The 17,269-nt window shown below is 42.1% G+C and carries 12 protein-coding genes; 3 read left to right on the top strand and 9 right to left on the bottom strand.

Features of this window, described 5'->3' with window-relative positions; genetic code table 11:
* Nucleotides 1-50 precede the first annotated feature (50 nt).
* Nucleotides 51-581 carry a single-stranded DNA-binding protein gene (locus D3222_RS13280; RefSeq protein WP_118986602.1) on the bottom strand — a complete coding sequence of 177 codons (531 nt, stop codon included), beginning with the start codon at nt 579-581 and terminating at the stop codon, nt 51-53.
* Nucleotides 582-816: 235 nt separating this feature from the next.
* Here D3222_RS13280 and uvrA point away from each other — a divergent pair, with 235 nt between their 5' ends.
* Entirely contained in the window at nt 817-3,651 is a 2,835-nt protein-coding gene (gene uvrA / locus D3222_RS13275; protein WP_118986601.1) for an excinuclease ABC subunit UvrA, read from the top strand.
* Nucleotides 3,652-3,769: 118 nt separating this feature from the next.
* On the opposite strand, the gene D3222_RS13270 is transcribed toward uvrA, so the two are convergent.
* The 6 genes from D3222_RS13270 to dnaB all read right to left on the bottom strand — a co-directional run bounded on the left by D3222_RS13270 (nt 3,770) and on the right by dnaB (nt 11,207).
* On the bottom strand, nt 3,770-4,708 hold the full coding sequence (locus D3222_RS13270) for a pseudouridine-5'-phosphate glycosidase (RefSeq protein WP_118986600.1): 939 nt from the start codon (nt 4,706-4,708) through the stop codon (nt 3,770-3,772).
* Nucleotides 4,705-5,796 carry a PfkB family carbohydrate kinase gene (locus tag D3222_RS13265; RefSeq protein WP_118986599.1) on the bottom strand — a complete coding sequence of 364 codons (1,092 nt, stop codon included), beginning with the start codon at nt 5,794-5,796 and terminating at the stop codon, nt 4,705-4,707. The genes D3222_RS13270 and D3222_RS13265 overlap by 4 nt, the downstream gene beginning before the upstream one ends.
* Nucleotides 5,797-6,327: 531 nt before the next feature.
* Nucleotides 6,328-6,783 (bottom strand): GNAT family N-acetyltransferase, encoded by a 456-nt coding sequence (locus D3222_RS13260; protein WP_118986598.1) that lies wholly within the window; start codon nt 6,781-6,783, stop codon nt 6,328-6,330.
* A gap of 645 nt (nt 6,784-7,428) precedes the next feature.
* Nucleotides 7,429-8,625, bottom strand: a complete 1,197-nt coding sequence (locus tag D3222_RS13255; RefSeq protein ID WP_118986597.1) for an amino acid aminotransferase — start codon at nt 8,623-8,625, stop codon at nt 7,429-7,431.
* 53 nt (nt 8,626-8,678) lie between these two features.
* Complete coding sequence (alr, locus tag D3222_RS13250; RefSeq protein ID WP_118986596.1) at nt 8,679-9,758, bottom strand: alanine racemase; 1,080 nt, start codon at nt 9,756-9,758, stop codon at nt 8,679-8,681.
* 39 nt (nt 9,759-9,797) lie between these two features.
* Nucleotides 9,798-11,207 carry a replicative DNA helicase gene (dnaB, locus tag D3222_RS13245; protein ID WP_011148449.1) on the bottom strand — a complete coding sequence of 470 codons (1,410 nt, stop codon included), beginning with the start codon at nt 11,205-11,207 and terminating at the stop codon, nt 9,798-9,800.
* A 169-nt stretch (nt 11,208-11,376) separates the two neighbouring features.
* Here dnaB and D3222_RS13240 point away from each other — a divergent pair, with 169 nt between their 5' ends.
* The gene (locus D3222_RS13240) at nt 11,377-12,360 is read left to right on the top strand and encodes a quinone oxidoreductase (protein WP_118986595.1); all 984 of its coding nucleotides are present in this window, start codon (nt 11,377-11,379) and stop codon (nt 12,358-12,360) included.
* 402 nt (nt 12,361-12,762) lie between these two features.
* Here D3222_RS13240 and mrcB read toward each other — a convergent pair whose 3' ends face one another.
* Both mrcB and D3222_RS13225 read right to left on the bottom strand, forming a co-directional pair.
* A complete protein-coding gene (gene mrcB / locus D3222_RS13235) occupies nt 12,763-15,138 on the bottom strand; it encodes a penicillin-binding protein 1B (RefSeq protein ID WP_118986594.1) in 2,376 nt (791 codons plus the stop codon).
* A 558-nt stretch (nt 15,139-15,696) separates the two neighbouring features.
* Nucleotides 15,697-16,608, bottom strand: coding sequence for a LysR family transcriptional regulator (locus D3222_RS13225; RefSeq protein WP_118986593.1), 912 nt, complete (start codon nt 16,606-16,608; stop codon nt 15,697-15,699).
* A 178-nt stretch (nt 16,609-16,786) separates the two neighbouring features.
* Here D3222_RS13225 and D3222_RS13220 point away from each other — a divergent pair, with 178 nt between their 5' ends.
* Nucleotides 16,787-17,131: a hypothetical protein gene (locus D3222_RS13220; protein ID WP_118986592.1), complete on the top strand. Its 345-nt coding sequence runs from the start codon at nt 16,787-16,789 to the stop codon at nt 17,129-17,131.
* Nucleotides 17,132-17,269: the final 138 nt, after the last annotated feature.

Below are 17,269 nucleotides of genomic sequence, written 5' to 3'. Positions count from 1 at the left end.
ATCACATCTAAACATGATAACCAATTGTTTTACAAAGAAAAGTGTCGCACTTAAAACGGAATATCATCATCGAAATCCATTGGTGGCTCATTGCTTTGTGGAACAGAGGATTGAGCTGGACGAGCAGGAGCGCCACCACCGCTGAACTGCTGAGATTGTTGCTGTGGTTGTGGCTGCTGTGGCTGTCCCCAACCGCCACCTTGCGGTTGGGTATCCTGAGTACCACCACCAGCACGACCACCCAACATTTGCATGGTACCACCCATGTTTACCACCACTTCCGTGGTGTAACGCTCCTGACCGTTCTGATCCTGCCATTTACGGGTTTGCAGAGCACCTTCAATATAAACCTGCGAACCTTTACGCAGGTATTCACCCGCGACTTCCGCCAGTTTGCCAAACAAAACAACCCGGTGCCATTCAGTCTTCTCTTTCATCTCGCCGGTTTGTTTATCGCGCCAGCTTTCAGAAGTCGCCAGAGTAATATTAGTCACTGCACCGCCGTTTGGCATATAGCGGACTTCCGGGTCTTGCCCCAGGTTACCGATTAAAATAACTTTGTTTATGCCTCTGCTGGCCATTGGGAATACTCCTGATGAAATGAATTTCTACAATTATCAAACAACGCAGTTTAACATGCGACGCTAAAAATGAAACGCAACCGCTTTAAAGCAGACTTTGCGAAGCTCACCGTACTTCATACTGTACTTATTACATTATTTCACTTAAATACTGTATATCTAATCAGTCAACTCTGTGTAATAATAACGCACTTATTATTAGTTATGCACGTATGAATAATCCGGGAAATGGTTCATGGATAACATCGAAGTTCGGGGCGCACGTACCCACAATCTCAAAAATATCAATCTGATAATTCCCCGAGACAAGCTGATCGTTATCACCGGCTTGTCCGGATCAGGTAAGTCTTCTCTGGCATTCGATACGCTTTACGCAGAAGGGCAACGTCGTTATGTGGAATCACTTTCAGCGTATGCGCGCCAGTTTCTGTCACTGATGGAGAAACCCGATGTTGACCATATTGAAGGATTATCCCCGGCCATTTCTATTGAGCAAAAATCTACTTCCCATAACCCACGTTCAACCGTGGGGACAATTACTGAAATTCATGATTATCTGCGTTTGCTGTTTGCCCGCGTAGGTGAACCACGTTGCCCAGATCACGATATTCCGTTGACGGCACAGACTGTTAGCCAGATGGTAGATAATGTGCTAACTCTGCCAGAAGGTCATCGCCTGATGTTGCTGGCACCCGTCGTCAAAGAGCGAAAAGGTGAACACACTAAATTGTTGGATAATCTGGCAGCACAAGGTTATATCCGCGCCCGTATTGATGGTGAAGTCTGTGATCTATCCGATCCGCCAAGGCTAGAATTACAGAAAAAACATACCATTGAAGTGGTCATTGATCGCTTTAAAGTTCGCGCTGATCTGGCACAACGCCTAGCTGAATCTTTTGAAACAGCACTGGAACTTTCAGGCGGTACCGCTATTGTCGCCAATATCGATGATAATACAGCCGAAGAGCTGATTTTCTCTGCTAATTTTGCGTGTCCTACATGTGGCTACAGCATGAGTGAATTGGAACCTCGCCTGTTCTCTTTCAACAATCCAGCCGGGGCTTGCCCAACTTGTGATGGTTTAGGCATTCAGCAATTTTTTGATCCTGATAGAGTCATTCAGAATGGTGATATCTCCCTGGCCGGTGGGGCAATTCGTGGCTGGGATCGCCGCAATTTCTACTATTTCCAGATGCTATGTTCATTAGCGGAATATTATAAATTCGATATCGAAGTACCCTTCAATTCCCTCAGCGCCAATATTCAGAAATTGGTGTTGTACGGTTCCGGTAAACAATCCATCGAATTTAAATACACCAATGATCGTGGTGATACCACAGTACGCCACCATCCGTTCGAAGGTGTACTGCATAATATGGAACGCCGTTATAAAGAGACGGAATCCACTGCCGTTCGAGAGGAACTGGCGAAATATATCAGTAATCGTTCGTGTATTTCCTGCCACGGAACCCGCTTACGTAAAGAAGCCCGTTACGTATTTATTGAGAATACCACTCTGCCGGAGATCTCAGATTTTAGTATCGGCCATGCAATGGATTTTTTCCAAAACATTAAACTCAGCGGTCAACGCGCGCAAATTGCTGAAAAAGTACTGAAAGAGATCCGCGACCGTCTGAAATTCTTGGTTAATGTTGGTCTGAATTATCTAACTCTCTCCCGTTCCGCCGAAACTTTGTCCGGTGGCGAAGCCCAACGTATCCGCCTTGCCAGCCAGATTGGTGCAGGTTTAGTGGGAGTGATGTATGTACTTGATGAACCTTCTATCGGGTTGCATCAGCGGGATAATGAACGCCTGCTGGAAACGCTAATCCACTTGCGGAACCTGGGAAATACTGTGATTGTAGTTGAGCATGATGAAGATGCCATCCGGGCTGCCGACCATATCATTGATATTGGCCCCGGTGCAGGTGTGCATGGCGGTGAAATCGTCGCGGAAGGCACAGTTAAAGATATCATGGTGAGCAAAGAGTCACTGACCGGCCAATTCCTGAGTGGTGAACGGGAAATTGCTATCCCAGAAAAGCGTATCCCGGCTGATCCGAAAAAGGTGCTGAAACTGATTGGCGCGAAAGGTAATAACCTGAAAAATGTGACGTTCAATCTGCCAGTTGGGTTATTTACTTGTATTACCGGGGTTTCTGGTTCCGGTAAATCGACGCTAATCAATGATACGCTGTTCCCCATTGCCCAACGTCAGTTAAATGGCGCGACCAATATCACCCCTGCGCCTTATATCGATATTCAAGGGCTAGAGCACTTCGATAAAGTGATTGATATTGACCAGAGCCCGATTGGCCGAACTCCCCGCTCTAACCCGGCAACTTATACCGGCGTATTCACACCCGTCCGTGAATTGTTCGCTGGCGTACCTGAATCACGCACCCGTGGTTATACCCCTGGACGATTCAGTTTTAACGTTAAAGGTGGGCGCTGTGAAGCTTGCCAAGGTGATGGTGTTATTAAGGTAGAAATGCATTTCCTGCCTGATATTTATGTCCCTTGTGATCAGTGCAAAGGTAAGCGTTATAACCGTGAAACACTGGAAGTAAAATATAAGGGCAAGAATATCAATGAAGTATTGAATATGACGATCGAAGAAGCGCGTGAGTTCTTTGATGCGGTTCCTGCTCTGGCCCGTAAACTGCAAACCCTAATAGATGTTGGCCTTTCTTATATCCGTCTGGGTCAATCAGCAACAACGTTATCAGGCGGTGAAGCGCAGCGAGTAAAACTGGCGCGTGAACTATCTAAACGCGGAACTGGACAGACGTTATATATTCTTGATGAGCCAACAACAGGTTTGCATTTTGCTGACATTCAGCAGCTATTAGCCGTTCTGCATCAATTACGCGATCAAGGGAATACCATTGTGGTTATTGAGCATAACCTTGATGTGATTAAAACTGCTGACTGGATCGTGGATCTTGGCCCCGAAGGAGGTGGTGGCGGCGGTGAAATTCTAATTTCTGGTACACCAGAGGAAGTCACCGAATGTGAAAAATCACATACTGCACGTTTCCTAAAGCCCATATTGAAGAAAAAAGCATAATTCGCAAACAAGGGGCAATTTAAGCCCCTTTATTTCTGGCAACGACCTTTCAATCCTTTGAGGCAGAACCCATCTATTAACCAACTTGAAGATAAGGCTCAAAGCATAACGAGTTGCTTTACCCACGGCTTTCCCAATAACAACAAGCAATTTTCGCTGCCAGTTCAGCATTATTAAGTACCAACTGCATATTGGCAGACAAACTATCACCCTTGGTTAATTCAGCCACTCTAGCCAATAGAAACGGTGTACACGCCTTTCCTCTTATCCCCTGTTCAATGGATTCGCTCACAGCCTGCTTGATCGCAGCATTGATCTCCGCTTCCAGCATAGCGTATGGCTCAGGGATCGGATTAGCAACCACCAAACCGCCCTGTAATCCAGTATCCCATTTTACTGCCATCGCCCGAGCTATCTGTTCTGGGGAATCCAGACGAATATTGACGGGAAATGGGCTGGTACGACAGAAAAACGCCGGCAAAACATGAGTCTGATAGCCAATCAGTGGTACACCGTGAGTTTCAAGATATTCTGTTGTCAGGCCAAGATCCAGAATGGATTTAGCACCAGCACAGACTACTGCGACACTGGTTTTCGCTAATTCCTGTAAATCGGCTGAAATATCAAAAGTCTGTTCCGCGCCACGGTGCACACCACCAATACCGCCGGTAGCAAAAATTCTAATTCCGGCCATTGCAGCAATAATCATAGTAGAAGCAACCGTCGTCGCGCCATTTTTTCCAGCCGCCATCACAAAGGGTAAATCACGACGACTGACTTTAGTTATTTTGTCACCTTCTCTACCCAAAAACTCTATTTCTTCATACGACAGACCTGCTTTCATAATCCCATTGATAACAGCAATTGTTGCAGGAATAGCACCATTTTCCCTGACTTTCTGCTCAACGTGTAGTGCGGTCTTTACATTTTGTGGATAAGGCATTCCATGAGCAATAATGGTCGATTCCAACGCCACAACTGGTCGGTTATTCACTAAAGCCTCTGTAACTTCTGGGGAAATATCCAAATATTTATTGCTAATAGCATGATTTTTCATGATGGTAATTCCAGCAGTTTTTGGACACTGCCATTGGACAGATTTAGATTATTGGTAAATTCGCAAGAAAGTGTGAGTGCAGAGCATCCTTGAGCAAAGCGAACACTTTCCGCCAGCGTCATATTTTCTAGCCAGCAGTTCACCAACCCGGCCATCATGGCATCTCCGGCACCTGTTACATTGACAATCTTGATACTGATGGGAAGTGACCACCCCGCCACGCCATCACTTTCACTAAAGTAGACACCTTCTACGCCCATGCTGAGTACCAACCGCTGCACACCTTGATCGTGAAACCACCGCGCTACTGCCGGAACATCGGTAGGTTGGGTGATTTTCATTCCACTCAGTGCTTCCGCCTCCAGACAATTAGGTTTTAAGGTGTGGATATAGGAAAGCCAGTTTTTAATCTTCGGGGCTTTAAATGCGGATACTGTATCCACAAATACCGGCACTGTTCCGGCATTAGTCAACAACCAAACCAAAGCTTCTTCAGATAAATTGCAATCAATAACCAGTACGCCGGCGTGCTGAATAAGATCACAATGATTCGCTAACAACAATGGCGTCAGTTTTTCCAAAATATGCATGTCATTGATGGCAACCAACATCTCACCACCGTCATCTAAAAAAGAGACATATGTTGAGGTATTTTCACCATAAAGCTTATAGCAATAGTCGATATTAACACCTGCGCATCTGGCCTGATCCAGTAAAGTTCCACCATAAAAATCATCGCCAACAACAGAAATAAGATGACATTCTTTACCTAATAACGCGATATTTTGGGCAATATTTCTGCCTACACCACCAGGGGTACATTTTATTTTTCCTGGGTTAGAATCTTGATAAATCAGTTTATCCGATGCATAACCGCAAACATCCATATTAATAGAGCCAACCGTTACTACATAATTGTGGTCAGATAAAATATAACCTTTCCCCTTTATATATCCTTTATTCATTAAATTCATAATATGACCAGCAACACCCGAGCGACTTATACCTAAAATATCGGCAATTTCCTGCTGTGGAATTAACGGATCTCGTCTCAGAAGTTGCAATATTTGTTTTTCCCGATTCGTCATTTTTAGACACTTGTTTGTTCTTAAACACACGTTTGTTTTATGTGTTAAAAACAAAACAGTAAAGCAAGATTTTTTATTTTACAACGAAGTTGGGAGAATGATCGTAAGAGTATATAACTGGATTTCCAGCCCTATTTTATGTGATAACCATCAAGTTAAATCCTGCTGGAATACCCATCCTTCTAGAATATTAAGAATCAGCTAGTGTTTTATACTGGAAATAGATTTAACAAAACAAAGAAATAAGAAAAATATTATTGGAAGCTAACAAATGTTTGGGTATGCCTTAAAATAGTGAAAATCATTTTTACCATCTGAAACATGTTTCATGAAAAAGTGATCTGTTTCACAATAAATAGCAAGAGTTAGACCACGTTCAAATGACAATATTTTTGGTAAACTGTTCAATTCACCGAATCTTGATTAACATGACTTTCACAGCAATTTATATCTGTATATTGACACGATAAATTATTCCCTGCATATATGAATGCCTTATTTATAATTAACCAATAGGTTGATTTAATTACATTAAATTTTATTTTTCTTGTAAATATCAGGACGAACAATTTGCCAAACAAAGTTATCTGATTTTATCGGCAAATAACCCGTCTTTTCATATAACCAAGGAGCTGTGGTAGCAACCAGCATAATTCTTCTGAGCTTTATTATTTGAGGATGCTCCAGACAATATTCCATCATCCAACGTGCTAATCCTAACCCCTGATAATCCTCCAAGATAAAAACATCACATAGATAACCAAAGGTCGTGAAATCAGTCACAATACGCGCAAATCCTATCTGTTGGGAATCTTTGTACAAACCAAAATTTAAGCTATTTTCAATTGATAAATTCACAGTTTCTTTATCAATTCCTTCTGCCCAACTCGTTTTTTCCAGAAACTGATGAATCAAATTAATATCTAATTCATGTTTATCCGTAGAAATAATATAACCATTCTTTTCCCAACGATGTAATTTTTCCATTTGGCTTCCTTATTAAATAAAACGATGTTAATTATTCTTTAATTATCATAATCAAAGAATAAAGCTCGTCAAGACATATTATAAAAATTATGTCGTAGATAAATCCAAATTAGAGTAAGTAATCATCATTTTTTAAGCAAGTAAATTCAACAAACTAATGATGGAGTATATTCGTTATTACCATCAAGATAGGATTATATAAAGAACTGACTCTATTCAATATAGAGCAGAATTCTTATTATCTGTTTGATTTATTTTTTATAGATAGAGAAAATTTAGATTATTAGCTTACACGTTATTTAATATCATACTTTTTATCAACTACGAATTTAGGTACTTTACAATGTTCCCCATCTCTCAATATGATTTTATCATCCACGACGATGATCTTTAATCCAGATAATTTTTCGATTATTTTTTGGAACTCATTAGTTTGATGTACTCTCGGTTTATTACGAGAGTAGCTAAATGCGAAAAGTGGAAAATAACATAGAAATAAAGTTATTATAAATTCAACCCGTTAAATATTACAGAGGGAGAAATATAAGCGCACCATAAATAGCGCGCTTCAAGGAGATGTTTACTGCTATTTTACAAAATTGTCGATCATTATCATTAATAGCAGATTATTTATATTAGAATTCATTACTTATTTACCACCGCAAATGTCTCAGCAATACGTGCAACATTCTGATGATTGACACCCGCCATACAGACTCGACCATTACCGACCAAGTAAACAGCAAATTCTTGGCGCAAGCGATCCACCTGTTTCTGGCTAAAACCGGTATAACTGAACATCCCGCGCTGTTTCAGAAAATACTCAAAGTTTTTCTCCGGTAATGCGGTTTTCAAAACATCCACCAGCACCGTGCGCATTTCCAAAATACGCAAGCGCATATGTTCAACTTCTGTCAACCATTGTGCTTTTAAAACGGGATCAGCCAGCACCTTAGCCACAACCTGCGCACCAAAACTCGGTGGGCTAGAGTAGACGCGACGCACGCCCGCTTTCAACTGCCCCAATACCCGCTCTTTGGTCTGTTCATCATCAGAAATAACAGACAAGCCACCCACGCGCTCACCATACATAGAAAATATCTTGGAGAAGGAGTTGCTCACCAGACAAGGCAAACCGGCTGTCGCCATAGCACGAATGGCATAAGCATCTTTTTCCATACCATCCCCAAGCCCCTGATAAGCAATATCAAGGAATGGCAGTAATTCTCTCTCTTTAACAATCTGAACAACTTGATCCCATTGATCATAGGTCAGATCCGATCCGGTTGGGTTATGGCAACAAGGGTGCATCACAATAATGCTTTTTGCCGGCAACTTCCTGAATGTTTCCAGCATTTCATTGAATTTTACCCCTTTGGTTTGTGTATCAAAATAAGGGTAATAGTTCACCTTAATACCCGCCCCCGCAAAAATAGCTGCGTGGTTTTCCCAAGTTGGATCACTGCACCACACTTCTGAATCAGGGAAATAGCGATGCAAAAAGTCAGCACCAATTTTAAGAGCGCCAGAACCGCCTAATGATTGAATCGTTGCCACCATCCGCTGTTTCAACACTGGATGATCTTTACCAAATAACAGTTCCTGAACCGCGAGACGATATGATTCCAATCCCTCCATTGGCAGATAAAGAGAAGCAGTCCGTGACAACGCTCTAAGTTGTTCTTCTGCGGTAGCCACCGCCTGCAATTGTGGAGTCACTCCCTGCTCATCGTAATACAGCCCGATGCTCAGATTAATTTTTTCCGCACGAGGATCTTTTTTAAATTCTTCAGCCAGCGAAAGAATCGGATCACCAGCATAAGCATCAACATTCTGGAACATCAGGCTCTACTCCTTATCAGTGAGTTATTTAATAAACAATATAACCTACAACATCATTCGTCCAGGTATTCCATTACCACTCTGGAAGTGAGTTTGGTCACCAGCTCATAAGTAATGATACCGGTGCATTCAGCAACCCGTTCCACTGGCAGAGCATCTCCCCAGAGCACGACTTCATCACCCACTTTATCTGTCGCATCTGGCCCCAAATCAACAGAGATCATATCCATCGAGACACGGCCAGCAATCGGCACTTCACGGCCATTAATATATATTGGTGTTCCCGAAGACGCACTGCGCGGATAACCATCACCGTAACCGATAGCCACAACCCCAAGACAAGTATCACGTTCACTGACCCAGGTCCCACCATAGCCAACCGACTCGCCAGCTTTATGCTTACGAACAGCAATTAAGCTCGACTTTAACGTCATCGCTGGGATCAGGTTAAAATCTGCGGCCGTTTTATCAGATAATGGTGATACACCATACATCATCAGCCCAGGACGCACCCAATCCTGATGGACTTCCGGCCACAACAGGATACCTCCCGATGCATCAATAGATTTTTCTCCCGGTTTGTCAGCACAGAAAGCCTGAAAACAGGCTATCTGCTGGCAAGTGGTGTCTACCGTTGGTTCATCAGCCCTACCAAAATGGCTGACAATATTGACGGGCTGCTGTACATTTTGGCAACGACTTAGCCGTTGATAAAATTCTTCGGCATCTTCCGGCCGCACACCTAAACGATGCATCCCGCTATCCAGTTTCATCCACACTTTTACCGGATGAGGTAACTTAGCCTGTTCCAGTGCTTCCAACTGTTCAATGCTGTGAACCACAGTTTCAATATGGTTAGCAACCAGTACTGGTAGGTCAGCCGCATCAAAGCATCCTTCCAATAACAGAATCGGTTTGACGATACCACCATGACGCAACGTCAATGCTTCACCAATTCGCGCTACACCGAAACAATCGGCGTCGTCCAGCGTATGTGCTGTCTCCAGTAAACCGTGGCCATAAGCGTTTGCTTTCACAACTGCAATCAGATTGCTTTTAGGGGCGATCTCCCTTACCCGTTGCAAGTTATGTCGCAGAGCGCGGCGGTCAATAACTGCGGTTGCCGCTTTCATTCTATTCCTTAAATTTATTGATTCTTTGGTGGTTAATACTTATTCGTCGTCATAACTTGGCCCGGCATAGTTATCAAACCGCGACCATTGACCATTAAACGTTAGGCGAACGGTACCGATTGGGCCGTTACGCTGCTTACCAAGAATGATTTCAGCCACACCTTTCATGTCGCTATTCTCATGGTAAACCTCGTCACGATAGATAAACATAATGAGGTCGGCATCCTGCTCAATTGAGCCGGATTCACGTAAGTCAGAGTTAACCGGGCGCTTATCTGCCCGTTGTTCAAGGCTACGGTTGAGCTGAGAAAGCGCAACCACCGGCACTTGAAGCTCTTTAGCCAAGGCTTTTAGTGAACGGGAAATCTCTGCAATTTCCAAAGTACGATTATCAGATAAGGCCGGAACCCGCATTAATTGCAGGTAGTCGATCATGATCAGGCTTAATCCACCATTTTCACGGAAGACACGCCGAGCGCGGGAACGGACTTCGGTAGGCGTCAGGCCAGATGAGTCGTCAATATACATATTGCGTTTTTCCAGCAATATCCCCATCGTACTGGAGATCCGCGCCCAGTCTTCATCATCAAGCTGACCGGTACGGATACGGGTTTGATCCACCCGTGAAAGGGATGCCAGCATACGCATCATGATCTGGTTGCCGGGCATCTCAAGACTGAAGATCAGAACCGGCTTATCCTGCATCATGGCTGCGTTTTCACACAGGTTCATGGCAAAAGTGGTTTTACCCATAGAAGGACGCGCAGCCACAATGATCAAATCTGATTTTTGTAAGCCTGCGGTTTTCTTATCCAGATCCTGATAACCGGTTGAAACACCAGTTACACCATCGTGAGGACGTTGATAAAGTTGCTCAATCCGCTCGACGGTTTCTTCAAGGATCTGTTCTATTCCTTTCGGCCCTTCATCTTTACTGGCACGATTTTCAGCGATCTGGAACACCCGTGATTCGGCTAGATCCAATAATTCTTCACTGCTCCTGCCTTGAGGATCATAACCGGCATCTGCAATTTCATTTGCGACGGCGATCATCTCGCGAACAACCGCACGTTCGCGGACAATATCCGCATAAGCATTAATGTTAGCCGCACTTGGCGTATTTTTGGATAATTCGGCCAGATAAGCAAAACCCCCTACATTATTCAGCTCCCCACTCTGCTCAAGGGATTCCGATAATGTAATCAGGTCAATGGGGTTGCCCATCTCCAGCAACCGCTGCATTTCAGCAAAAATGCGCCGATGTGGACGACTGAAAAAATCATTGCTAGTAACACGTTCGGAAACATTATCCCACCGTTCGTTATCTAGCATTAAACCGCCTAACACGGACTGCTCTGCTTCCAGAGAGTGTGGCGGAAGTTTCAGCCCTTCCATTTGGCGATCTTTCGGTTCAGCCATTTTGTTGTGAGTTGATTTTTTTCCCGCCATGAATCCCGCAATAATCTACTGATAAATCTGCAACAGCACATGAGTATACGCTATGAAGTGCCTTGAGTAATTACATATAGTTTGTAATTATTTCTGACACATTCAAGCCCGTTTACAATCAGTTCAACTACTACATGCAAACATTCCCCTACACTTATGAGGCTGAGTCATGGCAAAACAGATCACATTTTCCGCTACCGGTACCCCCGAAGTCCTGCAATATTGTGAATTCACCCCCAGAGTTCCTGCTGACGATGAAGTACAAATAGAAAACAGAGCGATTGGAATCAATTACATCGACACTTATATTCGTAGCGGGCTATACCCACCGGCACAATTACCAAGCGGCCTAGGCACTGAGGCCGCAGGCATAGTCACCAAAGTGGGTTCTGCTGTCACTACCATAAAAGTGGGTGACCGTGTAGTTTATGCGCAATCAACTTTAGGCGCTTACAGTGAAGTGCATAATGTCGCGGAAAACAAAGTCGCTGCTCTACCGGATACCATCTCCTTTGAACAAGCGGCGGCTTCTTTTCTAAAAGGGCTGACAGTCTACTATCTTCTACGCCGTACCTACAAAATCCAGTCAGGTGAACCCTTTTTGTTCCATGCCGCCGCCGGTGGCGTTGGATTGATTGCTTGCCAATGGGCAAAAGCTTTGGGTGCAAAACTGATCGGAACGGTTGGCTCTGATGAGAAAGCACAACGCGCTAAAGATGCCGGTGCATGGCAGGTCATTAACTATAACCGTGAAAATATTGTCGAACGAGTTTATGAAATCACCAACGGTGAAAAAGTCGACGTAGTTTATGATTCTGTTGGTAAATCGACCTGGCTGGATTCACTGGATTGCCTGAAACGCCACGGGTTGATGGTTAGCTTTGGCAATGCATCCGGGCCAGTTACCGGTGTCGATTTGGGGATTTTAAATCAGAAAGGCTCACTGTTTGTTACCCGCCCTTCTATCGCCGGCTATATTTCAACTCGCGAAGAGTTAGATGAGGCGAGTAAAGAACTGTTTGATCTGATTGCCAGCGGCAAAATTAATGTGGATGTACCAGAGGATCAGAAGTTCCCGCTAAGTGAAGCGACAAGGGCACATCAGATTCTAGAAAGCCGGGCAACGCAAGGATCAAGTTTACTGATCCCTTAACGGTAAGATGAGCGGGTTATTAACCAAATCAACAAGTCTAAAACCTCATTATGCCGCAATTGCCTGCACGAATAACCTTAGACCGGAGGGCAATGCTGGCTGAATATATGAAAGATAAAACAGAACAATACCCCTCGTGATAGGGGTATCACACCTCAGATATTAAAATAAAAATCAACTTATTAAATCAACTTAAAAAAATAAACGGAGTTCTATACCCTACGGATTTCAAGATGCATCGCGACGGCAAGGGAGAGAATCCCCGGGAGCATAGCGAACTATGTGACCGGGGTGAGCGAGTGCAGCCAACAAAGAGGCAACTTGAAAGATAACGGGTATATACTATCCTGCATTCTACTTCCACTCAGCAACATGAAAATGTTCTGAATGCTCTACTGATATCTAAAAAAGAGCATCTAAACTTTCATCAGAGTAAGATTTTTTAAATGAAACAGGAAGAAATTGTGGTGGTGTATTACAAATCGTATTGAGATCATTGCCCCAGATAGGTATTTCGCGTGCCTCCCCGCCAATCATGCTATCCCCTGAAAGGTTTTCTTTACAATAAATATCACCTTGAGTATCAACCCCAACCATATATATATCGTTTGGTTTAACAAGCTCCAGCTTATCCACTCCATTAATTTCAAAAAATGCTTTAGTAAGAAGTAAAGAACCGCTAGCCCCCCATAATTTAGTCGGCTCGTTATTATCCCTTCCAATCCAAGAAAGCACTACTTTTTCTCCGTCAATCCCAGTAAACCAGCTATCGCGTAAGCCACTGGAAGATCCCGTTTTCCCTGCAAGAGCATATTTTTTAAATCCAGCCCCTAATCTTTTTGATGTGCCTGAGCGAACAGACTCCTGCATAGCATAAAGCGTGAGCCAAGCAGCTTCTTCTGGAACGACTTGTGCTAGAGTCTCGGTTCTATGGTAAATTTCTTTCCCATATCTGTCTTGAATTGAAATTAACGTGTAAACACCCGTATGCTTTCCAAGATTAGATATCGTCTGAATCCCTTCAACAAGTTCTACTGGCGCCATATCAAGTGTGCCTAACAGCATAGATGGAACCATTACTATTCTATCAGAAGGAATTCCTATTGATTTTAGTGTTTTTGCGACATTATCAATTCCTACAGACATACCCAAATTTACTGTAGCTACATTAATAGAATGAGCAAGAGCATCTAAAAGCATTACTCGCCCCCTGTACGTTCTTGTAGGGTTTTTTGGTGACCAGGAGTTTTTTTCACCAACATCTATACTAAGAGGTTCATCCTCAATCCAAGTATTTAAATTAAAATGGTAAGGAGAAGTTAGTGCAGAAAGGTAGACTGCCGGCTTAATCAGTGAACCGACTTGTCTTTTAGTATCTGAAGCTCTGTTGAACCCGTTATAGTCTACATTTCTATCTCCCACAATAGCCAATAGCGCCCCCGATTTTCTATCAACAACTAAAATTACAGATTGCAAATCTTTTAAACCTGTTTTCTTATCTAACATTGGCATGGTTTTTTTTACTGCATTCTCTGCATCTTCTTGTGACACAGGATCAAAAGTGGAAAACACTCTTGCTCCGGACAAATCATTAAGGACAATATTTTTATTATTCCTAATCTCTTTTTTTAACATGCTAATGAAAGAAGGATGTTTAGTGAAAACAGAACCTTTTTCCTGGACATTGAGACCTTCTTTCATTGAAGATAAGTAGTCGTCTTTATTAATAACTCCACTCTCCGATGACAACTTTAAAACGAGATTACGTCTCTCCATAGCTACTGTCGGTTTAGTCCACGGGTTATACAATGAAGCTCCTTTAGCCATCCCTATTAATAATGCTTGCTGCTCTAAAGATATTTCATTGATTGGCCTACCAAAGTAATAAATGCTAGCAAGTGGAAACCCATAAATCCCGAACGAACTGTTCTGTCCCAGATAGATTTCATTCAGATAAAGCTCAAGAATTTTATCCTTGTTAAACTTAAACTCCAAGACCAAAGACATAATAGCCTCAGTCAACTTACGACTAATTGTCCTATCCCGGGACAAGAACATATTTTTCACAACCTGCTGTGTTATCGTACTTCCACCCTGAATTCGCTTTCCAGCTTTAATATTTTTGTACAAGGCTCTGGCTATAGAATAAGGATTAAGACCATGATGATTATAAAACTCTCGGTCCTCTGTGGAAATCAACATATTAATCATATCATTAGGGAAGTTTTCCAACGGCATGAATATCCGTTGTTCATCACCGGGTGAATATATAATTTCCACTAACCTCGGTTCAATGAGTATGTTATTAACAGCCAATCCTAAATCTAAATTCACTATCTTTTTAATTCTATTTTTGTCAAACTCAACTTCCACTTTAACTGACTTAGATAAATGGTCTGGATAAGAGAACTCCCGTAAGTAAATAAAAACCTTATCTCTATCTTCATGAAAGTCGCCAGGACTTCTTATCGAGTCAACGTGATGGTATCTGGCACCATTTAATATCTTTATTACATTTTCTTTGTTTTTATACTCCCCAAGTTTCAACGTATATATCTTGCCATAAACCTGAGCTGGCATATCCCAGAATCCATTACTTACTCTCTCATTTATCATAGTATCGATTCTTTCTGCCAAATTATATATGTAGAGAAATGCAAAACAGAACACTAAAAATAAAACGGCCAATATAATCTTAAAAAGGAAACTTAATTTTATCTTTTTATCTTTTTTCTTCTTTCTTCTTCCTAAAGGTTCCGTTGCATTAATTTCTTTCATATAAACCAACCCGTAATGTATACTCAAAGGCAACTTCAATGTTACGTCTTAACACTCTTGATTACTGCATATAAATCCACTTGAAGAAATCATTAATCGCTAAAACATAGTTAGAATATTATTTTAAATATAATAACCAATCACACTCTAATAAGATAAAACTCAATATTAAAAATTTTCATAACGCGCAGATTTCAGTATTCAACGATTAAGATGGAATAGGTTACCTAACACAAGCACTATTAATCAATCTGGTTATTAATATAACTAAAATAAATCGTATTTATATCAGAAATCCAAACCATCTTGCTATTGATTCGCTACACGTAACTCTCACGATTTATTCGAAGCAAGATAGCCAATCTTATGTCCATAAAAATATTTTCAACAACGAAATGACTATATACCCTATGTATTTCAAGGTGTATCGCGACGGCAAGGGAGCGAATCCCCGGGAGCATAGCGAACTATGTGACCGGGGTGAGTGAGTGCAGCCAACAAAGAGGCAACTTGAAAGATAACGGGTATATATAAAGCCTGTGGCATTCATACCAATACTCATGACAAAAAACCGGGTGTTTGACATATCTTCACTATCATAGATTTTAATTCATGCAGAACTTTATCATGTCTGCTCCCCACTCGTGTGCCTATTTCGAGTTCATAGGGTGGCATGCTAACGGGGCATGGGAATATTTGTAGCGATGTGTTCTTCTCCATTGCTCGTGCTGCATGTGATGGCACCGTAGTGATTAAATCAGTTTCAATCATCAAAAATGGCACTGCCGCAAAATGTGTAGTAGAAACCTTGACACTGCGTTTATAGCCAACAGCATTTAATGCTTCATCTACCACACCTACGAACCCACCTGAGGAAACTAATAAATGAGGGCGTTGTGCGTAATCAGCCACCGTTACCGGCACCGAAGTATTTTTGTCGGCTATGCACAAGTAATTCCCCTTTCCTAAACGGTGACTTTTAACTAAGTGAGATGATAAACCACCAGCGGTGATAGCAAGGTCAATTTGATGACGCATCAACATATCCTGAGCCAAGCCACTATGAGTTTGCCGAAAAATGATATGCAAACCAGGGAGATGCTCGTCAACTTCTTTCAGTATCTTTTGCCCTAAAGCAATTTCACTGTCATCTGATAAACCCACCGTCACCGTGCGACCCTTTATTTCTTTTCCAGCAGTGGTTAAAGCTAGTGCCTGTCGGCATTGCGTCAGTGCCTCTTCAACGAGAGGTGCTAACTCATTAGCTCTAACCGTAGGACGTAGCCCGCGCCCCGTCCGTTCGAACAGCGGGTCGGAGTATACGCGTCTTAAACGCCCAAGAGCTGCGCTTACCGCAGGTTGCGTTAATCCAAGCCGAATAGCGGCACGACTCGCCCCACCTTCCTCGATCAAAGCCTCAAACACCCTGAGCAAATTGAGGTCAATATTCTCAATATCAATATAATTCATAACAGATAGTCCTTTTCAAATATTGATTGATATTAGACGTATCTACACTATTACGCATCAGAAACATCTTGAGAAGAAGGAAACACCTATGGCCGCGCTGTCCAGACGAACAAAAGCATCACACGATATCAAAATCCCTATATTTTCTTGAAAAACAAGTCATATGGACAAAAACATTATGAAATATATCGTTATTTTACTTATTTTCAGATCATGTCCAGTTAACGCTATGAAGCAGTATACTTTAAACTGTCAAGGCCGTAGTGAAATGACTGTCATGCATACAAATTATAGGATAACGACTTTGAAGTGGGATGATGATTTTATTGTATCACCATCTCCCACTAAACTATTTAATAAGAACGGAAAGAAACTTGTATATCAGTTTATGAATGGAGATATGATGATTGTAAATTCTGAAAATGAAAAACATTATTTTATTTACAATCAAAAGAAAGCGGTTGAATGTCACAAAGGGCCAGATAAAAATGTTTTCCCTGTTATTTTAGGTATAATACATTAGTTTTTATTAAAACGTATATATTCACGGGGGGAAATATACTTAAATTATCCGATACAGGGCAAATACAGTAATGATCTCGAAAATAAGTTATTGGCACTTTATAACGATAACATCATATACTTTAATCTAAATAGCAGT

The organism is Photorhabdus sp. CRCIA-P01 (genome assembly GCF_003545805.1).
In the GTDB taxonomy this organism is placed as follows: Bacteria; Pseudomonadota; Gammaproteobacteria; order Enterobacterales; family Enterobacteriaceae; genus Photorhabdus; species Photorhabdus antumapuensis.
Note: the sequence above shows the minus strand (reverse complement) of the source record. Positions and strands in the feature narration are given on the sequence as shown.

Bases quoted from the DNA above. Each gene is read 5' to 3' on its own strand.
- D3222_RS13280 (WP_118986602.1), bottom strand. From the start codon at position 581: ATGGCCAGCAGAGGCATAAACAAAGTTATTTTAATCGGTAACCTGGGG.
- uvrA (WP_118986601.1), top strand. From the start codon at position 817: ATGGATAACATCGAAGTTCGGGGCGCACGTACCCACAATCTCAAAAAT.
- D3222_RS13270 (WP_118986600.1), bottom strand. From the start codon at position 4,708: ATGAAAAATCATGCTATTAGCAATAAATATTTGGATATTTCCCCAGAA.
- D3222_RS13265 (WP_118986599.1), bottom strand. From the start codon at position 5,796: ATGACGAATCGGGAAAAACAAATATTGCAACTTCTGAGACGAGATCCG.
- D3222_RS13260 (WP_118986598.1), bottom strand. From the start codon at position 6,783: ATGGAAAAATTACATCGTTGGGAAAAGAATGGTTATATTATTTCTACG.
- D3222_RS13255 (WP_118986597.1), bottom strand. From the start codon at position 8,625: ATGTTCCAGAATGTTGATGCTTATGCTGGTGATCCGATTCTTTCGCTG.
- alr (WP_118986596.1), bottom strand. From the start codon at position 9,758: ATGAAAGCGGCAACCGCAGTTATTGACCGCCGCGCTCTGCGACATAAC.
- dnaB (WP_011148449.1), bottom strand. From the start codon at position 11,207: ATGGCGGGAAAAAAATCAACTCACAACAAAATGGCTGAACCGAAAGAT.
- D3222_RS13240 (WP_118986595.1), top strand. From the start codon at position 11,377: ATGGCAAAACAGATCACATTTTCCGCTACCGGTACCCCCGAAGTCCTG.
- mrcB (WP_118986594.1), bottom strand. From the start codon at position 15,138: ATGAAAGAAATTAATGCAACGGAACCTTTAGGAAGAAGAAAGAAGAAA.
- D3222_RS13225 (WP_118986593.1), bottom strand. From the start codon at position 16,608: ATGAATTATATTGATATTGAGAATATTGACCTCAATTTGCTCAGGGTG.
- D3222_RS13220 (WP_118986592.1), top strand. From the start codon at position 16,787: ATGAAATATATCGTTATTTTACTTATTTTCAGATCATGTCCAGTTAAC.